We start from the raw sequence: 20,995 nt of genomic DNA on the forward strand, positions 1-20,995 counted from the left end.
GAGCAGAATGGCTACGATATTAGTGGTTGAAGATAACATCCCCCTCCTCTATGGCCTCAGAGAACTTCTAAGACAAGAAGGCTACCAGGTGCTTACCGCTCAGGATGGAATGGAAGCACTAGAGATTATGGAAAAAACCTGCCCTGACCTTATAATAGCCGATATCATGATGCCGCGCATGGATGGCTATGCCTTTTACGAGGCTGTTAGAAGCCGGCCGGAATGGGTGCCGATACCATTTATATTCCTTACGGCAAAAGCGACCCGTGAGGACATCATAAAGGGCAAAGCCATGGGAGCCGAGGATTACATAACCAAGCCTTTTGATATCCGGGAACTTCTGGCCACAGTTCGCTCCCGCCTGGAGAGAGCTAAAGCCGTGCGGGAATTTTCTGAAGCAAAGGTGGAAAAACTCAAGGAACAAATCATAACGGCCTTGAGCCATGAGCTTCGGACCCCCCTCACCTACGTGGTGGGATACACCGAATTAGCTCTGGAAGGTCTTAAATCCCTTCCAATTGAGGCTTTCCAGGATTATTTGCAGGAAATTAAAAAAGGAGCAGATCGGCTCACAAAACTGGTGGGAGATTTTCTCTTCTTGCTTCAGATAGATACTGGCCGAATCAAAGAGCAGATCCAGCAATTTTCGGAGGTGCGGGAAGATTTAGCGGAAATAGTAAGGAAAACGGTGGATAAATATCGTCCTCTGGCTGAGAGCCAGGGAGTTCGCCTTGAATTTCAGGTAATCCCCCCCATCCCGCCGGTTCGCCTCATGGAGCCCCTCTTTGTTGATGCGCTGGGGCGACTTTTGGATAACGCCATCAAATTTTCTCTGAGAGAGGAGAAAGAGGTGCGGGTTTATCTTCAGAAAGAGGGCGAGCATGTAAAGCTGACCGTAAGGGATAAGGGTATAGGAATTCCGCCGGAGGAAATCCCTAACCTCTTTGAGAGGTTCCGGCAGATAGGAAGAGATAAAACCGAACAGCAGGGCGTGGGGCTTGGATTGGCCATTGCCTGGGAAATAATAAACCTGCACGGGGGAAGAATAGAAGTGGAAAGCGAGCCTGGCTCCGGGAGTTCGTTTACCATCTGTCTTCCCCAGGCATAACTATATAACCAGCCACCGAGCGGAGAACATAACCTTGACAAAATTTGAGTTTTGGTATAGATTTATACCCCCGGTGGGTATAAATCAACAGAGGAGGTGAAGGGTATGCCCATTTACGAGTATAAGTGCACGAAGTGTGGGGAAGAATTTGAAGCCTTTGTCCTTTCCATTTTGGCCAAGGCTGATGAAGTGGAATGTCCGCGGTGTAGGAGCCGAGAAGTCAAGCGTAAAATTTCACTTTTCGGCTTTGCTGGCTCTAAGGGGAGCACTGGCATTACGGGTTCATCCTGCTCTTCCTTTTCTGTAGGCTGAGGGGTTTAGAAGAGAAATGGGGCCGTCGGCCTCGAAAATTTTGTTAAAAGGAGGGTAATCATGCCCTTGATTCCCGCCAAGGAGAGAGAGCATATAAAGAAGTTCTTCGAAGAAAACCTGGTAAATCCCGTTCGCCTGGTAATGTTCACCCAGGAGATTGAGTGCGAATACTGTGCCGAAACAAGGCAATTGGTGGAGGAAATAGCTCAGCTTTCCCCCAAAATCACTGCCGAAATATACAATTTTATAACTGATAAAGCCGAGGCCGAAAAGTATAAAGTGGATAAAATCCCGGCCATTGCCGTAATCGGCCAGAAGGATTACGGCATCCGTTTTTACGGGATACCCTCAGGCTATGAGTTCACCGTCCTCCTGGAAGGCATTGTGGATGTATCGCGCGGAGAATCAGGCCTTTCGGAAGCCAGCAAAAAGGCTCTGGCAACTCTTTCCAAGCCCGTCCACATCCAGGTTTTCGTCACCCCAACCTGACCATATTGCCCTATGGCGGTCAGGTTGGCCCACAAAATGGCTATTGAAAGCGATTTTGTCCGGGCGGATATGGTAGAAGCTATAGAATTTCCCCATCTCGCTGTAAAGTATCACGTCCACGGCGTTCCCAAGACTGTCGTTAATGAAACTTTCTTCATCGAAGGGGCCATGCCCGAAGTGCTTTTTGTCCAGCAAGTAGTTAGATCCGTAAAGTAAGAGGGTAAAAATGCAGGAGCTTATCCTCGTTATCCGGAAACAAATAAGTCACTGGATTGAGCACAATAACGAGCACGCAGAAAAATTCCAGGAGTGGGCCGCTAAGGCCGAGGGAGCCGGCTTCAAGGGAGTCTCTGAAAGGCTTCAGAAAGCTTCTTCCCTCCTGAGAGAAGCCTCCAGAGAACTGGAAGCTGCTTACAAGGAACTTGAAACTGTCCAGCTCGTGTAGCCATGGCTCTCCCACGCATTGAGATCAATGCTGAATGGTGCAAGGCTTGTTACCTTTGCGTGGAGATGTGTCCCCGCAAGGTGCTGGAAATTGATTATTCTCGTTTCGTCAATGGCTTGCATCCGGTTATTCCAGTTCACCTGGAAAAGTGCACTGTCTGCAGGCTCTGTGAGCTCTGGTGCCCTGATGTAGCTATTGTCGTTTCCGGGGAGGAAGATGCCTGAAGGGGGATGGATTACCCGTAAAACTCTGCTTCCAGCAGGACGATATTTCCTGCAGGGGGATGAGGCTTGCGCCGAGGGGGCTATTGCCGCTGGGTGCAATTACTACGCCGGTTATCCCATCACCCCCGCAAGCGAGATTATGCATTATATCTGCCGCCGCTTTCTGGAACTTGATGACGGCAGGGTTTTTATCCAGATGGAAGATGAGATTGGCTCTATTGCTTCCTGCATCGGAGCCTCGTGGGCTGGAGCAAAGGCTATGACTGCCACCAGCGGCCCGGGTATATCCTTGATGCTGGAAAACATCGGTTACGCCATAATGACTGAAACACCCGTTGTGGTGGTGGATGTCCAGAGGGCAGGACCCGCTACCGGCCAGGCTACACGCCCCGCTCAAGGGGATGTGATGCAATTACGATGGGGAGCCCACGGGGATTACGAAATAATCGTTTTGGCCCCGTGGTCGGTTCAGGAAATGTTTGACCTCACATTGAGAGCTTTTAACCTCGCCGAAAAGTTCCGGGTCCCGGTTATAGTAGCAGCTGATGAGGCCGTAGGGCACATGAGGGAAAATTTGATTATACCCCCAGAGGTGGAGGTTTACGAGAGAATTAAACCCCTGCCAGGGGAAAATATCCCACCCTTCGGCGGGGTGGAGGTCCCCCCCATGCCCATCTTTGGGCGGGGCCATAAGGTTCTGGTAACTGGCTCAACTCATGATGAATGGGGATACAGGCGGACCGTCAGCGCCAGAGCCCAGGCTTCTCTCATTTCCCGTTTTCGGGAGAAAATCCTCAACCATCTGGTTGAAATTGTCCAGGTAGATAGAAGGTTCTGTGATGGAGATATAGACGTGCTGGTTTTCGCTTACGGTTTTACGGCCAGGAGCGCTCTGGCGGCTGTAAAAGAAGCCCGTAAGAGAGGGATTAAAGCAGCTCTCTTCCGCCCTCAAACCCTCTGGCCCTTCCCCGAACAGGAGCTTCTGGCTCTCAAAGGGAAGGTGGACAAAGTGCTGGTGGCTGAAATGAACCAGGGCCAGATTTTGAGGGAAGTGCAGAGATTTCTGCCCCAGGCTGTGGGGTATAACCGAACCGATGGCGAAGTGATAACTCCCTCTGAAGTCCTGGAAGCCATAGAGAAGCTTCTCGGGAGGTCGGCAAATGAAGCTGCATGAGTATCAGTCAAAGCAACTTTTTGCCCGCTATGGAATACCCATCCCTCAAGGGGAAGTAGCCTCAACCCCAGGCGAAGCCAGAGCCATCGCCGAAAAGCTTGGGAAAGCGGTGGTGGTAAAAGCTCAGGTTTTAGTGGGGGGGCGGGGCAAAGCTGGTGGGATACGCCTTGCCTATAGTCCTGAGGAAACTGAAAAGGTTGCCTCTCAAATCCTGGCTATGGAAATAAAAGGCATACCAGTGCGGAAGGTCCTGGTGGATGAGGCGCTGGATATAGCCCGGGAGCTTTATCTGGGTGTGGTCATTGATAGGGTTCAGGGTAAGCCTGTAATGATGGCTTCTTCTGAGGGAGGGGTTGATATAGAAGAGATAGCTCGCCTTAGCCCTGAAAAAATTATCAAAATAACCGTTGACCCTTTTTTGGGCCTGAAGCCATATCAGGCCCGGGAGTTAGCTTTGAGAATTGGGCTGGATAAATCTCTTTTCAATACTTTTGCCTCCATAGCTGTTGGGCTTTACCGGTGCTTCGCTGAAAACGATGCCTCTTTAGCCGAGATAAATCCGTTAGCCCTTACTTCAGATGGGCGCTTGTTGGCTGCTGACGCTAAGGTGGTAATAGATGACAATGCCCTTTTCCGCCATCCAGACCTCGCTGCCATGCGCGATCCGGATGAGGACACGCCTTCCGAGCGGGAAGCTCGTGCTCATGGTATAAGTTACGTCCAGCTGGATGGGGAAATCGGCTGCATGGTGAACGGTGCGGGTCTTGCCATGGCTACGATGGACATTATCAAGCTCTATGGGGGCAATCCGGCCAATTTCCTGGACATAGGTGGGGGTGCACGGGCAGAACAAGTGGCGGCAGGGTTACGGATAATCCTATCGGACCCCAAAGTTAAAGCGGTGCTTATAAACATTTTCGGAGGGATAACCCGCTGCGATGAAGTGGCCAGGGGAATTCTGGATGCAATGAAGAACATTGAAGTGAAGGTGCCCATAGTGGTGAGGCTTGTGGGGACTAATGAGGAAGAGGGGCGCCGTCTCCTGGCTGAAGCTAACATCATTACAGCGGTTTCTCTTAACGAAGCTGCTGAAAAAGTAGTGGCTCTGGTGAAAAATCCATCTGCTCTTTAAGGGGGGCAAAGCTGCTGAGATAAGGAAGGGGCTTCGCTCCCTTCCACCCCCAAATTTTTCCCACCCTCGTGGGCGTAGGGTTTGCTACGGTTAGGGTCCCACTCGTGGGCGGGTTGCAAAGGGTGGTTGATGGCTCCCTTTTTGAGGTTTTTTGGGGGACACCCCCAAACCCCCGGGATGGGGGCTTCGCCCCCCTCCAACCCCCGATTTCCCACCCTCGTGGGCTCAGGGTTCGCCATGGTTTTGGGTCCCCACTCGTGGGCAGGATGTAAGGGGTGGCTGATGGCTCCCCTTTTGAGGTTTCTGGGGAGACACCCTCAAACTCCCGGGAGGAGGGTTCAGGGTTCGCCACGGCTAAAGGTCCCACTCGTGGGGCGGTCGCTTGACGGTCACGCTTACAATTGATATAATTTAGAATGAACGGAGAGGTGCGAGAGTGGACGAATCGGCGCGACTGGAAATCGCGTGGGCGTCTAAAACGGCGCCTCGTGGGTTCGAATCCCACCCTCTCCGCCTGAGAATGAAGAGTTGGCAGCTTAAAGTTTTAGCATGCCAACTCTTATTTTTTACCCCCCTTGTCCTCCTGGCCTGCGCTCACTCCCCACAGTGGCAACCCATTCACAATGACCTCAAACCTCAGGTGTTTGTCCTTTCCGTAGCCGAAAATTCTTCAGGGCTATGGGCCGCAGTCTATGCTAATCCAGGCCTCTACTTCTCCCCCAATGGAGGAAAAACATGGCAACCGGTTGAGGCTGGCCTCCACCCCGGGCCCGTTTTTTCCCTCAAGCCCGACCCACTAAACCCTGAAACCATTTACGCTGGAACATCAAAAGGGGTGGTTAGGTGCAAAGGCAAACCTCTTTCCTGCATTAGTGTGGGGGAAAACCTCCCTCCCGTTAGAATTTATGCTTTAGCCTTTTCTTCCGATGGCACCCTTTACGCTTCCCCCGATGAGGCCCCCATTCATCGGCTCCGGGGTGAAGAGTGGGAACCCCTTTCGCCTATAAAAGCAACAGCTCTCGTTCTGCTCCCACACCCACAAGATCCTTTGACCCTTTATGCCGGAACAGCTGGCCAAGGGGTATGGAAAACTGAAGATGGTGGTTTGAGCTGGCGCAATACTTCGGTAAATTCGGGAATGCGTCACGTCTACGCTCTGGCCGTTAACCCCCTTAATCCCGGGGAAATCTTCGCTGGAACAAGAGAAGGTTTGTTTTTCTCGGAAGACGGGGGAGAAACCTGGAAAAAGCTTGATTCGCCCCTTTCCGTTCCAGCGGCGCTTCTATTCTCTTCCGATGGAGCTCTGTACGCCGGAGAGCAAAGCCCAGACCCCGCCCGTAACCGTTTCGGAGTTTACAGAAGCTTTGACAGGGGAAAATCGTGGGAGAAGCTTCCCGGTTTTCCCTCCTCAGTTTCCATATTTTCCCTCGCCGAAGGCCCCTCCGCCTTTTATGCAGGTGGGCTACAGGGCCTTTTCAAAAGCGCCAGTAAAACCACACCCTGGAAAGAAGTGGAAACAGGCCCAGGAGGCCCTCTTATCCTCGGAATTGCCCTTTCTCCCAAAGGCGATGCCCTCTACGCCATGACGGGGAAAGGCTTGTACATCTCTCTCAACGAAGGCGAAACCTGGACTCCGCTCCTGGAAGGATGGGGAGTGCAGAGCATCGCTTTCCATCCCCATGATCCCCAGACCTTTTACGTGGGAGTTATAGGTCATGGGATATGGATAGGAGGAAAATGGGAGCCTATAAGTCCTTCTCTGACCGGATTGAGCGTTCCCCAGCTAATAATAGACCCCGAAAACCCACAGTTTTTCTATGCCCGCATCTCTTACGATCGGCTTTTCCGAAGCTCTGATGGGGGAAAAACTTTCAAGAGCATTTGGGAAGGTATGAAGCTTAGCGATGAGGTCCTCTGCGTTGCCTACGATGCCCGGAACCCCGGCACTCTCCTGGCCGGCGCCACCGAAAACCTTTACATCTCCCGCAACAGGGGCGATTTCTGGGAAATAATTCCCGGTCCTTTCCAGGGCCAAAGCATCCTGGCCGTAGCCATACACCCTGCTAAACCCGGCTACTTTTATGTCGGAGCTACCAGAGGTTTGTATGTAAGCACCGATTATGGCCAATCCTGGAAAATGGCAGGCTTTGAGGATACCACGGTATCAGCCATAACCCTTGACCCTCAAAACCCTGATACGATTTACATCGGAACAAGGTACTCGGGTTTGTTCCGGAGCAAAGATGGAGGGAAATCCTGGGAATTTATCGGGGATGGGCTGCCCCTGGAAATAAGGCAAGTACTGGTAAATCCGAGCGGCAGGTTATTTGTCCGTACCGCTGAAGGAATTTACAAAGGTGCGGTGAAACCGTGAGAAAGTTTCTCTTCCTTTTCCTCGCCGCAGCAACTTTCATCTTTCCCGCCCCCCATGCCCCTGAAAGGGGGAAAATTCGCTTCGGGGTTCATGTTCTCGATGCGCAGGATGAAACCCTCCGGAAAGTCCGAGAAATGGGAGCTACTTGGGTCATTTACCCCGTATTGTGGCGCGATATTGAACCATATCCAGGCCGGTACAATTGGGCCGGACTGGACCTGGCTCTCCAGGCTATGGAATATTACCGCCTCAACCCTGTCTTCAGGGTCGATCATCCTCCAGCCTGGGCTTCATCCTCTCCCCATCCCAACTCTCCTCCAAAGGAACCAGGCCTCTACGCCGAGTTCCTGAGAAAGCTCTCATCCCGGTATAAGGGCCGGGTCAAGGCCTATATAATCTGGAACGAACCGAACCTGGCTCAGGAATGGGGCAATCTTCCACCCGACCCCCAGGGTTACCTTTCGCTTCTCCGGTCAGCGGCTCAGGCTATAAGGCTGACTGACCCGGGTGCCATCATAGTGAGTGCCGGGCTCGCTCCTACCAACGAGTTAAGCCGGAAAGCCATGGATGATCGCCTATACCTCAGGCGTCTGTATGAAGCCGGGGCCTCTGAATATTTCGACGTTCTGGGAGCTCATCCCTATGGCTTTGCTTACCCCCCTGATGACCCCAGGGGCGCCCACAACGGCCTCAATATGGCCAGGCTTGAAGACCTCCGGGAGATCATGGTCCTCTACGGCGATGGCAAAAAAGAGGTCTGGATAACGGAATTCGGCTGGACTACCAAGGGTTACGGAAGCTGGGCCTGGGCTGAGGTGACTCCGGAACAGCAGGCTCGTTACCTGGTGGAAGCGGTGAAAATAGCCGCCTCTCGTTGGCCCTGGGTTGGGATGATGGCCGTCTGGCTTCTGAGTTCGGCTGAAATTGACCCTGCCTACAGCGGTTTCAACCTTCTAAATTCCGACGGCTCCCCTAAGCCGGCCTGGGAATCCCTCAGAGCTTTTGCCCGTTTTTCCCCATACCTTCGCCGCGACCTCCTCCCAGAACCCCCTTCTCCGCAGCGCATCGTCATCCTCGCTCCCGATCAGATTGTGCATCTGGGCGATAGCGAATACCCCTATCCATGGGAACCTCTGTACCTAATGCGTAACCCGAGCCCTTCATGGGAATGGGCTTTCTACGTCCGTAAACCTGAGAGAAAATGCTGGCTTTTAACCTTAGAATTAATGCAGAGCAATGAGTGGGGAAACGCTCTCTTCCTGAACGGCAAACCTGTGGCCTTTTTGCCAGCGGAAGTGTGGGAAGGGCTGTGGGTAAACTTCCCAATTGAAATCCCCCCTGGGTTCCTCAGAGAAGGCCGCAATGAAATAGCGGTAAAAATTACCAAGCGCATCCCTCCATGGCAGCACGATGACCTCATATGGGATGACCTCCAGTTCCGCCATGTAATCCTGCGGGAGATAGCCTGCCCCTGATTGCATCCGGGTTGCATTTATGGTATAAATATCCCGGAGGAATTTGGAGGATGTAAATGAATTTGTGGAGAATTGGCTTAGAGAAAACAAGAAAAGGCTTCCTGGAAAGGCTCAGAGAGCTTTTTGGCGGCTCCAGAATTACCCCCGATATGTGGGAGGAGCTGGAGGCACTTCTAATTCAGGCTGACCTTGGAGTAAAGGTTACGGCGGAAATTTTAAAGAAACTTCGCAGCGAAGTCCAGCATCCTGAAGAGCTAAGGCCAGCGCTGAGGAGAGAACTTTTGGCCATTCTCGGGGAAAAGCCCTCCTTCAACCTTGACCAGGGTCGGCCTCTAAATGTTTTCCTGATAGTTGGCGTTAATGGTTCAGGCAAGACCACCAGCATAGCCAAGCTGGCCCATTACTGCCGGCAGAAAGGCCATAAGGTAATCCTGGCTGCGGCCGACACTTTCAGGGCTGCCGCCATTGACCAGCTTAAAATATGGGGCGAAAGAGTAGGAGCCGACGTTATCGCTCATCAGCCGGGAGCGGATCCGGGAGCTGTAGTTTATGATGCGATCCAGGCTTCACTCGCCCGTGGAGCCACCGTTCTCATAGTGGATACTGCCGGAAGGCTTCACACCAAATACAACCTTATGCAGGAACTTAAGAAAATCCGGAACGTTGCATCCAAACTCGTTCCCGGTTCCCCCCACGAAACCCTTCTGGTCCTCGATGCCACTTTTGGCCAGAACGCCCTTTCCCAGGCCCTTCACTTTAAGGAAGCAGTGGAAATAACGGGCATCATCCTGGCCAAACTGGATGGAACGGCCAAGGGTGGCGCTATATTCCCCATCGTCAAAGAGCTCGGAATTCCGGTTAAATTTGTAGGGACAGGAGAAAAGCTTGGGGATTGGGCTGAATTTGACCCCCAAGCTTTCGTTGATGCTTTGCTGGAGTAGGAGGAGGGAAAATGGAAGAACTGATCCATCGCCTTCAGGAAATGCTCGCCCGAATTCAGGAAATTGAGGTGCGTCTTTGACATCCCCGGAATGGAGAAAGAGATAGAGGAGCTGGAAAGAAAAACCTCTTCCCCTGAAATATGGTCGGACCCTGTAGAAGCGGGCAAGATAATGCGCAAACTGGCTTCTCTCCGAGAGGAAGTGGAAGGGTGGAGGAACCTTGAAAGGAGAGCGCGCGATGCTCTAGAACTGGCCCAGCTGGGCCTAGATGAGGATGAGCTTAGAGCTGAAGCCGAGAGCATTTCAGCCTCCCTGGAAGAAAAAGAAAGAAAGCTCCTTTTCTCAGGAGAGCATGACGCCAAAAATGCCATCCTTTCCATTCACGCTGGAGCCGGAGGAGTTGATGCTCAGGATTGGGCCGAAATGCTCCTCCGAATGTATTTAAGGTGGGCTGAGAGCAAGGGCTTCAACACCGAAATCCTTGACACTTCCTATGGGGAAGAAGCGGGGATAAAGAGCGCCACTGTGGCCGTAGAAGGCCCCTATGCTTATGGATACCTCAAGGCTGAGAAAGGTGTTCACAGGCTGGTGAGGATCTCTCCCTTCGATGCTGCCCACCGCCGCCATACTTCCTTCGCCCTGGTGGAAGTATTGCCCGAAGTGGAAGAAGATGTGGAAGTGGAGATAAAGCCTGAGGATTTAAAGGTTGAAACTTTCCGCTCCTCTGGCCCTGGTGGGCAACATATGCAGAAAAACGCCACAGCTGTCCGCATAACCCACCTGCCTACAGGGATTGTGGTCTCCTGCCAGAGCGAGCGCTCGCAATATTATAACAGAATGGCAGCCCTGCGCATCCTCAAAGCTAAACTCTATCAAAAGAAAAAAGAGGAGAAAGCCAGGGAATTGGCCCAGATAAAGGGGGAACATGTGGAAGCTGAATGGGGCAATCAGATCCGCTCTTACGTCCTTCATCCATACAAACTCGTCAAGGACCTCCGCACTGGGGTGGAAGTGACTGATCCCTTCCGGGTTCTGGAAGGGGATCTGGATGAATTTATCCTGGCTTACCTGCGCAAGAATATCTCAAGATAAGAGCCCTCAGCTTTTCCATACGGCTCAGCACGAAATTGAAGAGGGGAATATAATGCTGAAGGATCGTTACCTGATTGGTCTTACCGGGAATATTGCTACTGGCAAAAGCGTGGTGGCCAGGATGCTGGAACGCCTGGGGGCTAAGGTTATTGACGCCGATCGCCTCGTCCACTGGCTCCTGGACCACGATAGAGAACTTCAGCAAGCCATAATCCATGAATTCGGGAAAGATGTACTGGACGAAGATGGGAGGATAGTTCGCCGAAAATTGGCCGCTAGGGTGTTCGGAAACCCAGATGCCCTCCAGAAGCTGGAATCCCTCATACACCCCAGGGTAATCAGATGGATTCAATGGATCGTGGAAAATGCTAGGGAGCGCGTGATAGTCATAGAGGCCATAAAGCTTATAGAATCCGGGTTCCACACCCAATGTGACGCCCTCTGGGTTGTCACCTGCCCTGAAGGAGAACAACTTCGGCGGCTTGTGGAAATCCGAGGTATGAGCCCGCAGGAAGCCCTGGCGCGAATCAGATCTCAACCTCCGCAGGAAGCTAAAATAGCCCTGGCCGATGTGGTCATTCACAACGACGGCCCGCTTGCCCGCACCTGGGAGCAGGTTAAAGCGGAGTGGGAAAAAGCCATTGCCAGCCTTAAACCAGTGGAAGAAAAAGCACTTCAGGTTCCACTGGAGGTGCGGAAAGCTCTCAAGAAAGACCTTCCAGCCTTCGCGCACCTTTTCTCCCTTCCCGAAGATAAAGCTCTGGAGAAACTTCTAAACAAAGGTTACATCATTGCTCTACGAGGCCAAGAAGCTGTTGGAGCGCTGGGGTGGAATGTGGAAAATCTGGTGGCCTCAATAGAGGAGGTTGTGGTTAATGATCAGGAGCTTTCAATCTTAACAGCAATGCTCAAAGCCCTGGAAAGCGAAGCTTCTGCCCTGATGTGTGAAATAGCGATGGTAGCTCTTGATTCTGAAACCCCGCTGGCCAGAGCCTTTGAAGCTTCTGGTTACAGTCCAGCGGACCCTCAGAAACTTTACAGGCCATGGCGGGAAGAGGCCCAGAAAATCCTCAGGGAGGGTCAAACCTTACTCATTAAAAGAATCCGGGAAACCATAATTACGCGCCCCATCTAAGGAAACGGATTGCTACTTGCCTGCGAGGGGTGCCAAAGCCGTAAAAGCTGCTGGGCCAGCGGGTTGGGGAAAACCTTAGCAAAACAACAGGAGGTGCTCGATGAAACACTTTCTCTGCATTGCCGACCTTTCGCCGGAGGAAATCCTTCACATTTTAGACCTTTCCGCCAGGCTCAAAGAAGAGTGGAAGAAAGGTGGGAATAAACCAATCCTTGCGGGCAAAACCCTGGGCATGATATTCCAGAAGCCTTCCCTTCGCACGAGAGTTTCTTTTGAGATGGCCATGCGCCACTTGGGAGGCCACGCCATCTACCTTTCACCCGACGAAATACAGCTGGGCAAAAGGGAAAGCGTCGCCGATGTGGCCAGGGTTCTATCCCGCTATGTGGATGCCATCATGGCCAGGGTTTTCTCTCACAAGGACCTGGAGGAGCTGGCTCGCTATTCCAGTGTTCCGGTTATAAATGGCCTATCGGATTACAGCCACCCTTGCCAGGCTATGGGCGACATTTTCACCATTCAGGAAAAGGTGGGAAATATCAAGGGCTTGAAATTGGCCTTCGTCGGTGATGGCAACAACGTCTGTAACTCTCTGCTTTTTATCACTTCCAAACTGGGCATGGACATGTCTGTAGCTTCTCCAAAGGGATACGAACCCCGCCCAGAGGTAGTGCAGAAAGCTCTGGAATTTGCCTCCAAAAGCGGAAGCAGGATAACCATCACTAACGACCCAGTGGAGGCCGTCCGAGATGCTAACATAATTTACACAGATGTGTGGACCAGCATGGGGCAAGAGGCTGAAGCGGAGGAAAGGGCAAAGGTCTTTCCACCCTACCAGGTCAACTCCGCCTTGGTAGCTAAAGCCAGGCCAGATGTTATGGTCATGCACTGTTTGCCGGCCCATCGGGGGCAAGAGATAACTGATGAAGTGGCTGATGGGCCTAATTCCATAATATTTGATCAAGCGGAAAATCGCCTCCATGCCCAGAAAGGAATTCTCGCCTACCTCCTGGCGGGAATGTAGCAGGAGCGGGTAGGAAATTGGCCAGAATGGACATTAACCATCAGCGTTATGAGGAAACCCTGAAAAAAGCCCATGCCTCTGCCTGGGAAGGGCGGTGGAAAGAGGCTCTGGTTTTATACAAAAAGGCTGCTTCCATGAATCCCGAGGCCCCTGAGCCTTTCCTTGGCATTGGCGCTGCCTGCTCAGAGCTGGGCCTCTGGGAAGAAGCAGCCGAAGCTTATAGAAAAGCCACGCGCCTGGAGCCCAACTCTCCAGCTTTTCGGGAAAAACTGGGAGAAGCTCTCCTCAAAACTGGTCAAAAAATAGAGGCTGCGCAAGCCTACACTGAAGCCGGAAACCTTTACCGGTTGCGCAAGGAATATCGGAAAGCAATAGAAAGTTTTATTAAAGCAGCCAGAGCCGCCCCTCACCTTCCGGAACCCGCTACCAATTTGGCTAACCTTTACCTGGAACTGGGAAGAAAGGATCTGGCTATAAAGACATATCTGGGTCTTGCTTCTTATTTTAAGAAGAGGGGGGACATAACTCAAGCCACAGCTTTATGCAAAAAAGCCCTTGAGATTGAGCCGGGGAATCCTCAGGCGCTGGCCTTTAAATCTTCCCTGGAATTTCCCGCAGCTCCAGCTCCTGTGGAAGAAGGCACCCCCCTGGAATTAGCCCGGGCCAGATCCGTGAGAACCCTGGCTGATATGCTCTTTGAATCTTCCCTATCGGGAACCGGAAGCTACCTGGCTCAAGCCCTGGATGCCCAGAGCAAGGGAGAGATAGACCAGGCCATTAAGTACTACAAGTTGGCTTTGGAAGCAGGCTTTGATAGTCCCGATATCCACTTTAACCTCGGCCTCCTTTACAAGGAGAAATTCCTTCTGGATGAAGCCATAAACCACCTTCAGAAAGCCTTGAAACACGAGCCTCTGGCCTTGGGAGCTCACTTTGCCCTGGGAGAGTGCTTCAGGCTCAAGGGCCATCTGAGCGAAGCCCTTCGCCATTTCTTCGAAGCTCTCAAAATAGTGGACCTTTCAACCCTGGACCATGCCAATGCCGATGAGGTGACCAGAATCTACAAGGCTTTAGCTGAGAGCTTCATAGCGCAAGGCGATAAAGATAAAGCTCTGGAATACATCAATTCCCTTCTCTCTTTCTTCAGCTCGCGAGGGTGGGAGGACAAAGTCCGGGAGCTCAGGGGATACATAAAGTCTATGGAAGAAGAAGGTATAGCCCCGAGCCTCGTAGAAATTTTGGAAACCCCGTGGCCTGAAGCCACCTTCCGGACCTTAACCTTGAGTCAGGAATTGATCCGGCGAGGCTATCTCAGAAGTGCATCGGAAGAATGCATGCGTGGATTGGTTTTTGCTCCCTTTTGCCTTCCCCTTCACATCCAGCTGGCCGAAATCTCTATCCGCCAAAACAGAATAGAAGAAGCCATCCAGAAATACCTCCTTATCGCTCAGCTTTACGAGCTGAGGGGGATTCCCCAGAGAGTCCTGGAAATCCTGCGGCGTCTTGTGAACCTCAACCCCATTGACATTAACCTGCGGGCTAAGTTAATAAACGCTCTCGTAAGGTTCAACCGGTTAGAAGATGCCATTGACCAGTACCTCCAGTTAGCTGAAATCCTCTACGAAATGGCAGACCTCAAGGGGGCTATTGAAAGTTATCGCCATGCCCTGGCCCTCTCGGCCAAATTGCCCGAGAAGAACCAGTACTACGGCCTGATTCTGCTCAAACTCTTCCAACTTTACCTTCAGACAATGCATTGGAAGGAAGCCGTTAAAGTGGGCGAAAGCCTCAAAGAGATTCAGTCCGACAATATGGAGCTACGGCGCCAGCTCGTAACCCTATACAGCCGGCTGGGGATGAAGAGGGAAGAGATGCGTGAACTTGAGGAAGTAATCGCTCTTCTGCACAAAAAAGAAGGTTTTCAGGGAGTAGAGGCGTTCCTCGCAAGTCTGGTGGAAGAGAATTCCAGGGACCCCACTCTGCGCAGGATTTTGGCAAACCTTTACAAGGAGATGGGGTTAAAAGAAAAGGCAGTAGAACAACTTGACATCCTGGGGGAAATTCTGCTGGATTCAGGGGCTATTGAGGAGGCCAAGAAGACGATAAGAGAAATTATTGCTTTAGAGCCGCGCGAGGTTGAAGCCTACAGAGAGCTTTTAGAACGCCTGGGAGGTTAGGAGGAAGGATGGGAGAATGGATTGAGATTTTGAGGAACCTGACCTGGACCAACCTACTGGACATTTTCCTGGTGGCCGTTGTTTTTTATGCCCTTTTGCACCTTATCCGCGGCACTCAAGCCGTTCAGCTTTTAAGGGGAGTACTGGTAATAGCAGTGGGGGCAATGATAGTTTCGGCTCTTTTGCCCTTCACCGCCCTGCGGTGGCTGATCCGAAACTCAATTCCCGCCCTTCTGGTGGCTTTGCCAGTCATTTTCCAGCCCGAAATCCGGAGGGCCCTTGAACGTCTCGGAAGGGCGGGGTCTTTCCTGAACATGGCTTCCCAGGAAGCTATGGGGGGAAAAGTTCTGCATGAAATCGTGAAAGCAGTGGGCTCCCTGGCCGAGCACCACTATGGAGCCCTTATAGTGCTGGAAGGCATGACAGGCCTTCAGCCTTACGCTGAAACCGGGGTAATACTGGATGCTGAGGTCTCCAAAGAATTGCTCCTCACAATATTTTACCCTGGCACTGCCCTTCACGACGGAGCAGTAATAGTGCGGGGGAACAAAATCCTGGCTGCTGGCTGTATATTGCCCTTATCTTCCAACCCATCTCTCTATCGTTCCCTTGGAACACGCCATAAGGCAGCTATCGGCATTACGGAGCAGAGCGATGCTTTGGCAGTGGTGGTCTCGGAAGAGAGCGGAACTATATCAGTAGCCTACAACGGGCGGATGATCAGGCACCTGGACGAAAAGCGCCTTCTCAGAGTATTGCAGACGATTTACCGCAGACCATTCTTGCCAACGGTAAAAGCGTGATCCGGTGCAAAAGGGAAACAGATGAGGAGAACTCTGAACGAACTTGGTAGTTTCATTCTGGCTTTCATTATGGCTGTATTCATCTGGATAATAGCTGAGAGGGAGGAAAACCCCGTAATCCGTGGGGCTTTTCCCTACAAAATTCCTCTGGAAATCGTTAATCTTTCGCCCAGCCTCATAACGGTGGGCAACGTCCCCAAGGAAGTGGAACTCACGGTTGTGGCCCCTTCTGCCAAATGGAACACTTTGACCCCTGGAGACTTCAGAGCGTGGCTGGATTTGAAGGACAAAGCGCCGGGCCACCACGAGGTGGAAGTAGCCGCGAGATGTTCAGTGAAGGGAGTAAAAGTTCTGGAGGCAAGGCCTGAAAAGGTGACGGTTAAACTGGAAGAGAAAGCTGAAAGGGAAATGCCGGTGAGGGTTAAAGTTATGGATTCGCCTCCGCTCGGCTATTACATCTCAGGCACACCATGGGCGGAGCCTTCCATCGTCAGGCTTTACGGGCCTAAATCCTTCGTGGAGAAAGTGGTGGGGGTTGTAGCAGAAATAAGCATAGGTGGTAGCAAGGAAAGCTTTTCCCGAAAATCGCTCCTCAAGGCCGTTGATGTAAATGGGGATGAAGTTCCGGAGATAAAAATGGAGCCAGCAGTCGTGTCCGTATCGGTGGAAATAGTCCAGAGGGCTGGTTTCAAAGACGTTTCGGTGCTCATAAAGCTTGAAGGGCAGCCAGCTGCCGGCTACAGGATAAGCAGCGTTTCAGTAACCCCATCGGTGGTAACGATAATGGGGAATCCCGCTGTCATTGAGAAAATCCCCGGTTATATAGAGACGGAACCTTTCAGCATAAAAGGCGCCAAGGAAAGCATATCCAGGCAGGTCAGGCTCGACCTTCCCGAAGGGGTATCGGTATTGGGGAACCCCACTGTTTTGGCTTCAGTGGAAATAAAGCCCGTTGAAGGGGGGATAACTCTGGAAAAAAGGGTGGCTATCCAGGGCCTTCAGCCTGGCTATAAAGCTTCTGTGGCCCCTGAAAATGTGAAGATAATCCTGGCGGGCCCTCTGCCATCTCTGGCGGAGTTAAAGCCGGAAGATGTTCGAGTCACCGTAAACCTGGTCGGTCTCAAGCCAGGAACCTACAAGCTCAAACCCATCGCTTCAGTTCCAGAAGGGATCAAAGTGGAGAGCATAATACCGGAAACCCTGGAAGTGGTGATAAGCTATTCTTCTTAGCGGCTCCGGAGTCCAGAGACGGACGCATGGGAAAATTCCCGGAAGGAGGTGTAGCTGTGAAGCTTTCAATAATTATGCCCGTCTACAATGAAAAGGCCACCATAAGGGAAATCCTGAACCGGGTAAGGGCTGTGGACGTGGGAATGGAGAAGGAAATAATCGTGGTGGATGACGGTTCTAACGATGGAACCCGCGATATACTGGGCGAGGAAGAAAAGCGTGGTGATATAAAGGTCATCTATCACGAGAGGAACAAGGGCAAAGGGGCAGCAGTGAGGACAGGCATAGCTTCGGCCACCGGGGATTTTGTTATAATTCAGGATGCGGATCTGGAATATGACCCTCAGGACTATCCTGCCCTGTTAAAACCCCTTCTTGAGGGAAAAGCTTCTGTCGTTTACGGGTCCCGATTTCTGGGAGGTTCAGGCTCTGCCATGATTTCGTGGCATCGCCTCGGCAATAAGTTCCTCACCGCCGTGACAAACCTCCTTTACAATTCGTCCCTCAGCGATATGGAAACCTGCTATAAAGTTTTCAGAGCTTCGGTCATTAAATCCATCCCCCTTCACTCCAACCGGTTTGAAATTGAACCAGAGATAACAGCCAAAATTTTGAAGCGAGGGTACAAAATTCTGGAGGTCCCCATCCGCTACAAAGGGAGGGAATTCCACGAGGGCAAAAAGATCTCATGGAAGGATGGGTTCAGCGCACTCTGGACCCTGCTGAAATACCGATTCGCAGAATAAAGGGGGAAACATGTGTGGGATAGTAGGCTACATAGGGCCTAAAGAGGCCAGCACTATTGTCTTTGAAGGGCTCAAGCGCCTGGAATACCGGGGCTACGACTCAGCCGGGTTAGCTGTCCTGGGACAAAACGGCCAGATCACCATCCGAAAGGAAGTAGGGAAATTGGTTAACCTGGAGAAACTCCTCAAGGAGCAACCTATTTCCGGTAATATAGGCATAGGCCATACCCGATGGGCTACTCATGGTCGGCCCACTCAATACAATGCCCATCCTCACACCGATTGCTCTGGAAGAATTGTGGTGGTTCACAATGGCATCGTGGAGAATTTTCTGGCCCTTCGCCTTCGCCTTCAGGAAGAAGGGCATGAGTTTACCTCCGAAACCGACTCTGAAGTTATAGCTCACTTGGTGGAAAGCTTCGTGGAGAAAGGGGACGACCTGACTACCGCTGTTCGCAAAGCTCTGACTCATCTCCAGGGAGCCCAGGCGATAGTGGTCATGAGCTCCCTTGAGCCCGATAAGATAATCGCTGCCAGGCTTGGAAATGCGGGAGGCATAGTGGTAGGCATTGGCGAAGGGGAAATGTTTGTGGCCTCTGATATGCCTGCTATCCTGGAACACACCCGCAGAATGGTCTTTCTGGAAGATCGGGAGATGGCAGTAGTGGCCTCTTCTGGAGTTTACTACCTGAATCTGGACGGCGTGCCTCTTATCAAAGAGATTCACACCATCCCATGGGATCCGGTTGCTGCTACTAAAGGGCCATATCGTCACTTCATGCAGAAGGAAATTTACGAGCAGGCCAGGACTCTGGTGGATACAATACGAGGGCGGGTCGATTTTGAGAAAGGCGAAGTTCTCCTGGACGATTTCGGGATATCGCCCCAGGAATTCCTGAGTTTCAGGCGGATGGCCATAGTAGCGTGCGGCACCTCTTACTATGCGGGGCTGGTGGGCAAATTTCTCTTTGAAAAACTGGCGGGCATAACCGTAGAAGTTGATTACGGTTCAGAGTTCCGCTACCGAGACCCCATCATCGGCCCCGATACCCTTGTGCTGGTGATAACCCAATCGGGGGAGACAGTGGATACTCTGGCGGCAATGGAGGAAGCCCGGCGCAAGGGGGCCAAAATCGCCGCTATAGTTAACGTCATAGGCAGTCAGGCAGCCCGCCTGGCCGATGGCGTGATTTACATGCAAGTAGGGCCAGAAATAGGGGTCGCTTCCACTAAAGCTTTTACCGCTTCTCTCGTGGACCAGTATCTTCTGGCAATCCATATGGGAAAAATAAGAGGCGTTCTGAACCAGGAACAGGTGCGCACTTTGCTCGATGACCTTATGAGGCTGCCTGCTTTAGCCGGAGAAGTTCTCAAGCATGGCAGGGAATACGAGGACCTGGCCCAAAAGTTCCACGACCGGGAGCACTTCCTTTACCTGGGCAGAGCTATAAATTATCCGGTGGCCCTGGAAGGGGCTTTGAAACTTAAGGAAATCTCATACATTCACGCTGAAGGTTATCCTGCCGGGGAGATGAAACACGGTCCCATAGCCCTTATAGACGAGGAAATGCCGGTAGTGGCTATTGTAACAAAAGACCATGTATACGATAAAATGGTAAGCCAGGTTGAGCAAGTCAAAGCGCGTGGAGGGATTGTAATAGCCCTTGCGACCCGCGGGGATGAGGAAATCGCCCGGAAAGCTGACCATGTCATATATGTGCCTCCTACTCCTTACCTGCTCTCTCCCGTTGTGAACGTTATACCCCTTCAGCTTTTCGCTTACCACATGGCCGTAAGGCGCGGCTGCGACGTGGACCAGCCCAGGAATTTGGCCAAAAGTGTTACAGTGGAATAAAGGATAGCTTCGGGAATTATAGCAGCAGCTGAAGCCTGGTTTGTAACCTCTGGCAGTCCGGGAAGCAAAGCCCTACCTTTACCGATAGGGCAAATTCTTTCTTGCAGCCCGGAAAGATTCGTGTTAAAATATAATTGCCCCTGTAGCTCAGTGGATAGAGCAACGGCCTCCGGAGCCGTGTGCGGGGGTTCGATTCCCCCCAGGGGCGTTTTTATATTGCCACGAACCACACCCCCATCATAGCTGTAAGGGTTAAAATTTCCGCCCCAGGTTTTCTTTTATGCCACCCTCCAGCTACCAGGGCACAGTTCAGAAGAGCAACTGGAGCCCATACTCCGGGTCGAAGGGGATCGCCCCCACCAAGGAAAATCGTCCACATCCACCAGGCAAAACCGACAACCATCAAGAGGCAAGCGAGGGCAAACCATCGCTCGTTTCCGGGATATGTTCCTTTCATTCTCTTGGCTCCCTCAGCCAGGAAAAGGGAGAAAGTAAAAGCGAGCAATAAAGATGGGCCGCTGCCTTTTTCTAGATTTATCCAGGGCAAGATAGCTGGAACAAGAGCCAGAACGCCGGCGCCGGCCATCTGAGGAAGAAAATTAGAAGGGTAAAGGAAAGCTAAAATTCCACAACCAAAAGCTGCGGCCGCAAGGGCAGCAGATTCTCCTCCAATAGCAAGCATTGTGAACGCTGGAATAAAGGCCGCAAACCCCTTTCGCCCCGGAACTTTAAAGCCAGCCAGAGCAAAGGCTAATGCTCCGAGGATTGATACCATTCTTCCACCTTCCAGGCAAAAGAAAGAGATTTCAACGGGTCCTCCTGGACCCAGTTTATCCTGACTTTCTCTTCTTTCTGAATAAACCCGAAAACCTTCCCCACAGGGAATATGAACCACAACATAAAAGCCCCAGCCATAAGGGTGAGGCCAAGGGTTATTAGCCACAGGGAGACAACACGAGTAATCCTGACTTGAAGGGAGGCAGCGGGAGCAAATTCCATCGCCACTCCCGCCACCTCTAAAGCCTCCGGCCTCGTTATCTCCGTTTTGAAATCGGCCCTTTCGGCTCCTTCCCTGTAAACTTCCACCAGGAATTGGGCTTCAGACCTGGGCATAAGGATCATTCTGAGGATCGTACGGCGTTCAGGCAGGAATGCATACTTTTCATCGTTAGGCATAAGGAAAGGAACTGTAGCTTCCTTCGAGAACTCCCTTCCGCTGGGGTAGAGGAGGAATGACTTTTCGTCCTTAATTTTCACCT

20 protein-coding genes and 2 tRNA genes are annotated in these 20,995 nt (G+C 51.9%); 20 read left to right on the plus strand and 2 right to left on the minus strand.

All coding sequences use genetic code 11. The annotated features are described in order from the left end of the window. The first annotated feature begins 7 nt into the window (after window positions 1–7). The 20 genes from NZ653_03855 (at window position 8) to NZ653_03950 (ending at window position 19,944) form a co-directional block, all read left to right on the plus strand. Window positions 8–1,108 (plus strand): response regulator, encoded by a 1,101-nt coding sequence (locus tag NZ653_03855; GenBank protein ID MCS7286254.1) that lies wholly within the window; start codon window positions 8–10, stop codon window positions 1,106–1,108. A gap of 105 nt (window positions 1,109–1,213) precedes the next feature. After that, the gene (locus tag NZ653_03860; GenBank protein MCS7286255.1) at window positions 1,214–1,420 is read left to right on the plus strand and encodes a zinc ribbon domain-containing protein; all 207 of its coding nucleotides are present in this window, start codon (window positions 1,214–1,216) and stop codon (window positions 1,418–1,420) included. A gap of 60 nt (window positions 1,421–1,480) precedes the next feature. Next, on the plus strand, window positions 1,481–2,125 hold the full coding sequence (locus NZ653_03865) for a thioredoxin family protein (GenBank protein MCS7286256.1): 645 nt from the start codon (window positions 1,481–1,483) through the stop codon (window positions 2,123–2,125). A 10-nt stretch (window positions 2,126–2,135) separates the two neighbouring features. After that, window positions 2,136–2,354, plus strand: coding sequence for a hypothetical protein (locus tag NZ653_03870; protein ID MCS7286257.1), 219 nt, complete (start codon window positions 2,136–2,138; stop codon window positions 2,352–2,354). Between the two features lie 2 nt (window positions 2,355–2,356). Then, complete coding sequence (locus tag NZ653_03875; GenBank protein MCS7286258.1) at window positions 2,357–2,578, plus strand: 4Fe-4S binding protein; 222 nt, start codon at window positions 2,357–2,359, stop codon at window positions 2,576–2,578. Next, complete coding sequence (locus NZ653_03880; GenBank protein ID MCS7286259.1) at window positions 2,571–3,752, plus strand: 2-oxoacid:acceptor oxidoreductase subunit alpha; 1,182 nt, start codon at window positions 2,571–2,573, stop codon at window positions 3,750–3,752. The genes NZ653_03875 and NZ653_03880 overlap by 8 nt, the downstream gene beginning before the upstream one ends. Continuing rightward, window positions 3,739–4,884 (plus strand): ADP-forming succinate--CoA ligase subunit beta, encoded by a 1,146-nt coding sequence (gene sucC / locus NZ653_03885; protein ID MCS7286260.1) that lies wholly within the window; start codon window positions 3,739–3,741, stop codon window positions 4,882–4,884. The genes NZ653_03880 and sucC overlap by 14 nt, the downstream gene beginning before the upstream one ends. A gap of 422 nt (window positions 4,885–5,306) precedes the next feature. Next, window positions 5,307–5,397: transfer RNA gene (locus tag NZ653_03890), tRNA-Ser, on the plus strand. A gap of 7 nt (window positions 5,398–5,404) precedes the next feature. After that, window positions 5,405–7,258, plus strand: a complete 1,854-nt coding sequence (locus NZ653_03895; protein ID MCS7286261.1) for a hypothetical protein — start codon at window positions 5,405–5,407, stop codon at window positions 7,256–7,258. Continuing rightward, window positions 7,255–8,733 carry a glycosyl hydrolase gene (locus NZ653_03900; protein MCS7286262.1) on the plus strand — a complete coding sequence of 493 codons (1,479 nt, stop codon included), beginning with the start codon at window positions 7,255–7,257 and terminating at the stop codon, window positions 8,731–8,733. The genes NZ653_03895 and NZ653_03900 overlap by 4 nt, the downstream gene beginning before the upstream one ends. Before the next feature lie 56 nt (window positions 8,734–8,789). After that, window positions 8,790–9,674 (plus strand): signal recognition particle-docking protein FtsY, encoded by an 885-nt coding sequence (gene ftsY, locus NZ653_03905; protein ID MCS7286263.1) that lies wholly within the window; start codon window positions 8,790–8,792, stop codon window positions 9,672–9,674. An 11-nt stretch (window positions 9,675–9,685) separates the two neighbouring features. Continuing rightward, a protein-coding gene (gene prfB / locus NZ653_03910) for a peptide chain release factor 2 (protein MCS7286264.1) occupies window positions 9,686–10,766 on the plus strand; the annotation gives its coding sequence in 2 pieces (ribosomal slippage) (window positions 9,686–9,751 and window positions 9,753–10,766; 1,080 coding nt in all). A gap of 52 nt (window positions 10,767–10,818) precedes the next feature. After that, complete coding sequence (gene coaE, locus NZ653_03915; GenBank protein MCS7286265.1) at window positions 10,819–11,901, plus strand: dephospho-CoA kinase; 1,083 nt, start codon at window positions 10,819–10,821, stop codon at window positions 11,899–11,901. 100 nt (window positions 11,902–12,001) lie between these two features. Further along, window positions 12,002–12,925 carry an ornithine carbamoyltransferase gene (gene argF / locus NZ653_03920; protein MCS7286266.1) on the plus strand — a complete coding sequence of 308 codons (924 nt, stop codon included), beginning with the start codon at window positions 12,002–12,004 and terminating at the stop codon, window positions 12,923–12,925. 26 nt (window positions 12,926–12,951) lie between these two features. Beyond that, window positions 12,952–15,102, plus strand: coding sequence for a tetratricopeptide repeat protein (locus NZ653_03925; GenBank protein MCS7286267.1), 2,151 nt, complete (start codon window positions 12,952–12,954; stop codon window positions 15,100–15,102). Between the two features lie 8 nt (window positions 15,103–15,110). Beyond that, window positions 15,111–15,905, plus strand: coding sequence for a diadenylate cyclase CdaA (cdaA, locus tag NZ653_03930; GenBank protein MCS7286268.1), 795 nt, complete (start codon window positions 15,111–15,113; stop codon window positions 15,903–15,905). Window positions 15,906–15,926: 21 nt separating this feature from the next. Beyond that, window positions 15,927–17,135, plus strand: a complete 1,209-nt coding sequence (locus NZ653_03935; GenBank protein ID MCS7286269.1) for a CdaR family protein — start codon at window positions 15,927–15,929, stop codon at window positions 17,133–17,135. A 56-nt stretch (window positions 17,136–17,191) separates the two neighbouring features. Next, on the plus strand, window positions 17,192–17,881 hold the full coding sequence (locus NZ653_03940) for a glycosyltransferase family 2 protein (GenBank protein MCS7286270.1): 690 nt from the start codon (window positions 17,192–17,194) through the stop codon (window positions 17,879–17,881). A 10-nt stretch (window positions 17,882–17,891) separates the two neighbouring features. Next, window positions 17,892–19,736 (plus strand): glutamine--fructose-6-phosphate transaminase (isomerizing), encoded by a 1,845-nt coding sequence (glmS, locus tag NZ653_03945; GenBank protein ID MCS7286271.1) that lies wholly within the window; start codon window positions 17,892–17,894, stop codon window positions 19,734–19,736. A gap of 136 nt (window positions 19,737–19,872) precedes the next feature. Next, window positions 19,873–19,944: transfer RNA gene (locus NZ653_03950), tRNA-Arg, on the plus strand. A gap of 3 nt (window positions 19,945–19,947) precedes the next feature. Here NZ653_03950 and NZ653_03955 read toward each other — a convergent pair. Continuing rightward, window positions 19,948–20,511, minus strand: a complete 564-nt coding sequence (locus NZ653_03955; GenBank protein ID MCS7286272.1) for a hypothetical protein — start codon at window positions 20,509–20,511, stop codon at window positions 19,948–19,950. Further along, window positions 20,487–20,995 (minus strand): hypothetical protein (locus NZ653_03960; GenBank protein ID MCS7286273.1); only part of this gene is annotated, 509 nt, incomplete at its 5' end. The genes NZ653_03955 and NZ653_03960, both read right to left, overlap by 25 nt.

This window comes from Anaerolineae bacterium (assembly GCA_025062375.1).
GTDB lineage: Bacteria > Chloroflexota > Anaerolineae > SpSt-600 > SpSt-600 > SpSt-600.

Bases quoted from the DNA above. Each gene is read 5' to 3' on its own strand.
- NZ653_03855 (MCS7286254.1), top strand. From the start codon at position 8: ATGGCTACGATATTAGTGGTTGAAGATAACATCCCCCTCCTCTATGGC.
- NZ653_03860 (MCS7286255.1), top strand. From the start codon at position 1,214: ATGCCCATTTACGAGTATAAGTGCACGAAGTGTGGGGAAGAATTTGAA.
- NZ653_03870 (MCS7286257.1), top strand. From the start codon at position 2,136: ATGCAGGAGCTTATCCTCGTTATCCGGAAACAAATAAGTCACTGGATT.
- NZ653_03875 (MCS7286258.1), top strand. From the start codon at position 2,357: ATGGCTCTCCCACGCATTGAGATCAATGCTGAATGGTGCAAGGCTTGT.
- NZ653_03880 (MCS7286259.1), top strand. From the start codon at position 2,571: ATGCCTGAAGGGGGATGGATTACCCGTAAAACTCTGCTTCCAGCAGGA.
- sucC (MCS7286260.1), top strand. From the start codon at position 3,739: ATGAAGCTGCATGAGTATCAGTCAAAGCAACTTTTTGCCCGCTATGGA.
- NZ653_03895 (MCS7286261.1), top strand. From the start codon at position 5,405: ATGAAGAGTTGGCAGCTTAAAGTTTTAGCATGCCAACTCTTATTTTTT.
- ftsY (MCS7286263.1), top strand. From the start codon at position 8,790: ATGAATTTGTGGAGAATTGGCTTAGAGAAAACAAGAAAAGGCTTCCTG.
- coaE (MCS7286265.1), top strand. From the start codon at position 10,819: ATGCTGAAGGATCGTTACCTGATTGGTCTTACCGGGAATATTGCTACT.
- argF (MCS7286266.1), top strand. From the start codon at position 12,002: ATGAAACACTTTCTCTGCATTGCCGACCTTTCGCCGGAGGAAATCCTT.
- NZ653_03925 (MCS7286267.1), top strand. From the start codon at position 12,952: ATGGACATTAACCATCAGCGTTATGAGGAAACCCTGAAAAAAGCCCAT.
- cdaA (MCS7286268.1), top strand. From the start codon at position 15,111: ATGGGAGAATGGATTGAGATTTTGAGGAACCTGACCTGGACCAACCTA.
- NZ653_03935 (MCS7286269.1), top strand. From the start codon at position 15,927: ATGAGGAGAACTCTGAACGAACTTGGTAGTTTCATTCTGGCTTTCATT.
- glmS (MCS7286271.1), top strand. From the start codon at position 17,892: ATGTGTGGGATAGTAGGCTACATAGGGCCTAAAGAGGCCAGCACTATT.
- NZ653_03955 (MCS7286272.1), bottom strand. From the start codon at position 20,511: ATGGTATCAATCCTCGGAGCATTAGCCTTTGCTCTGGCTGGCTTTAAA.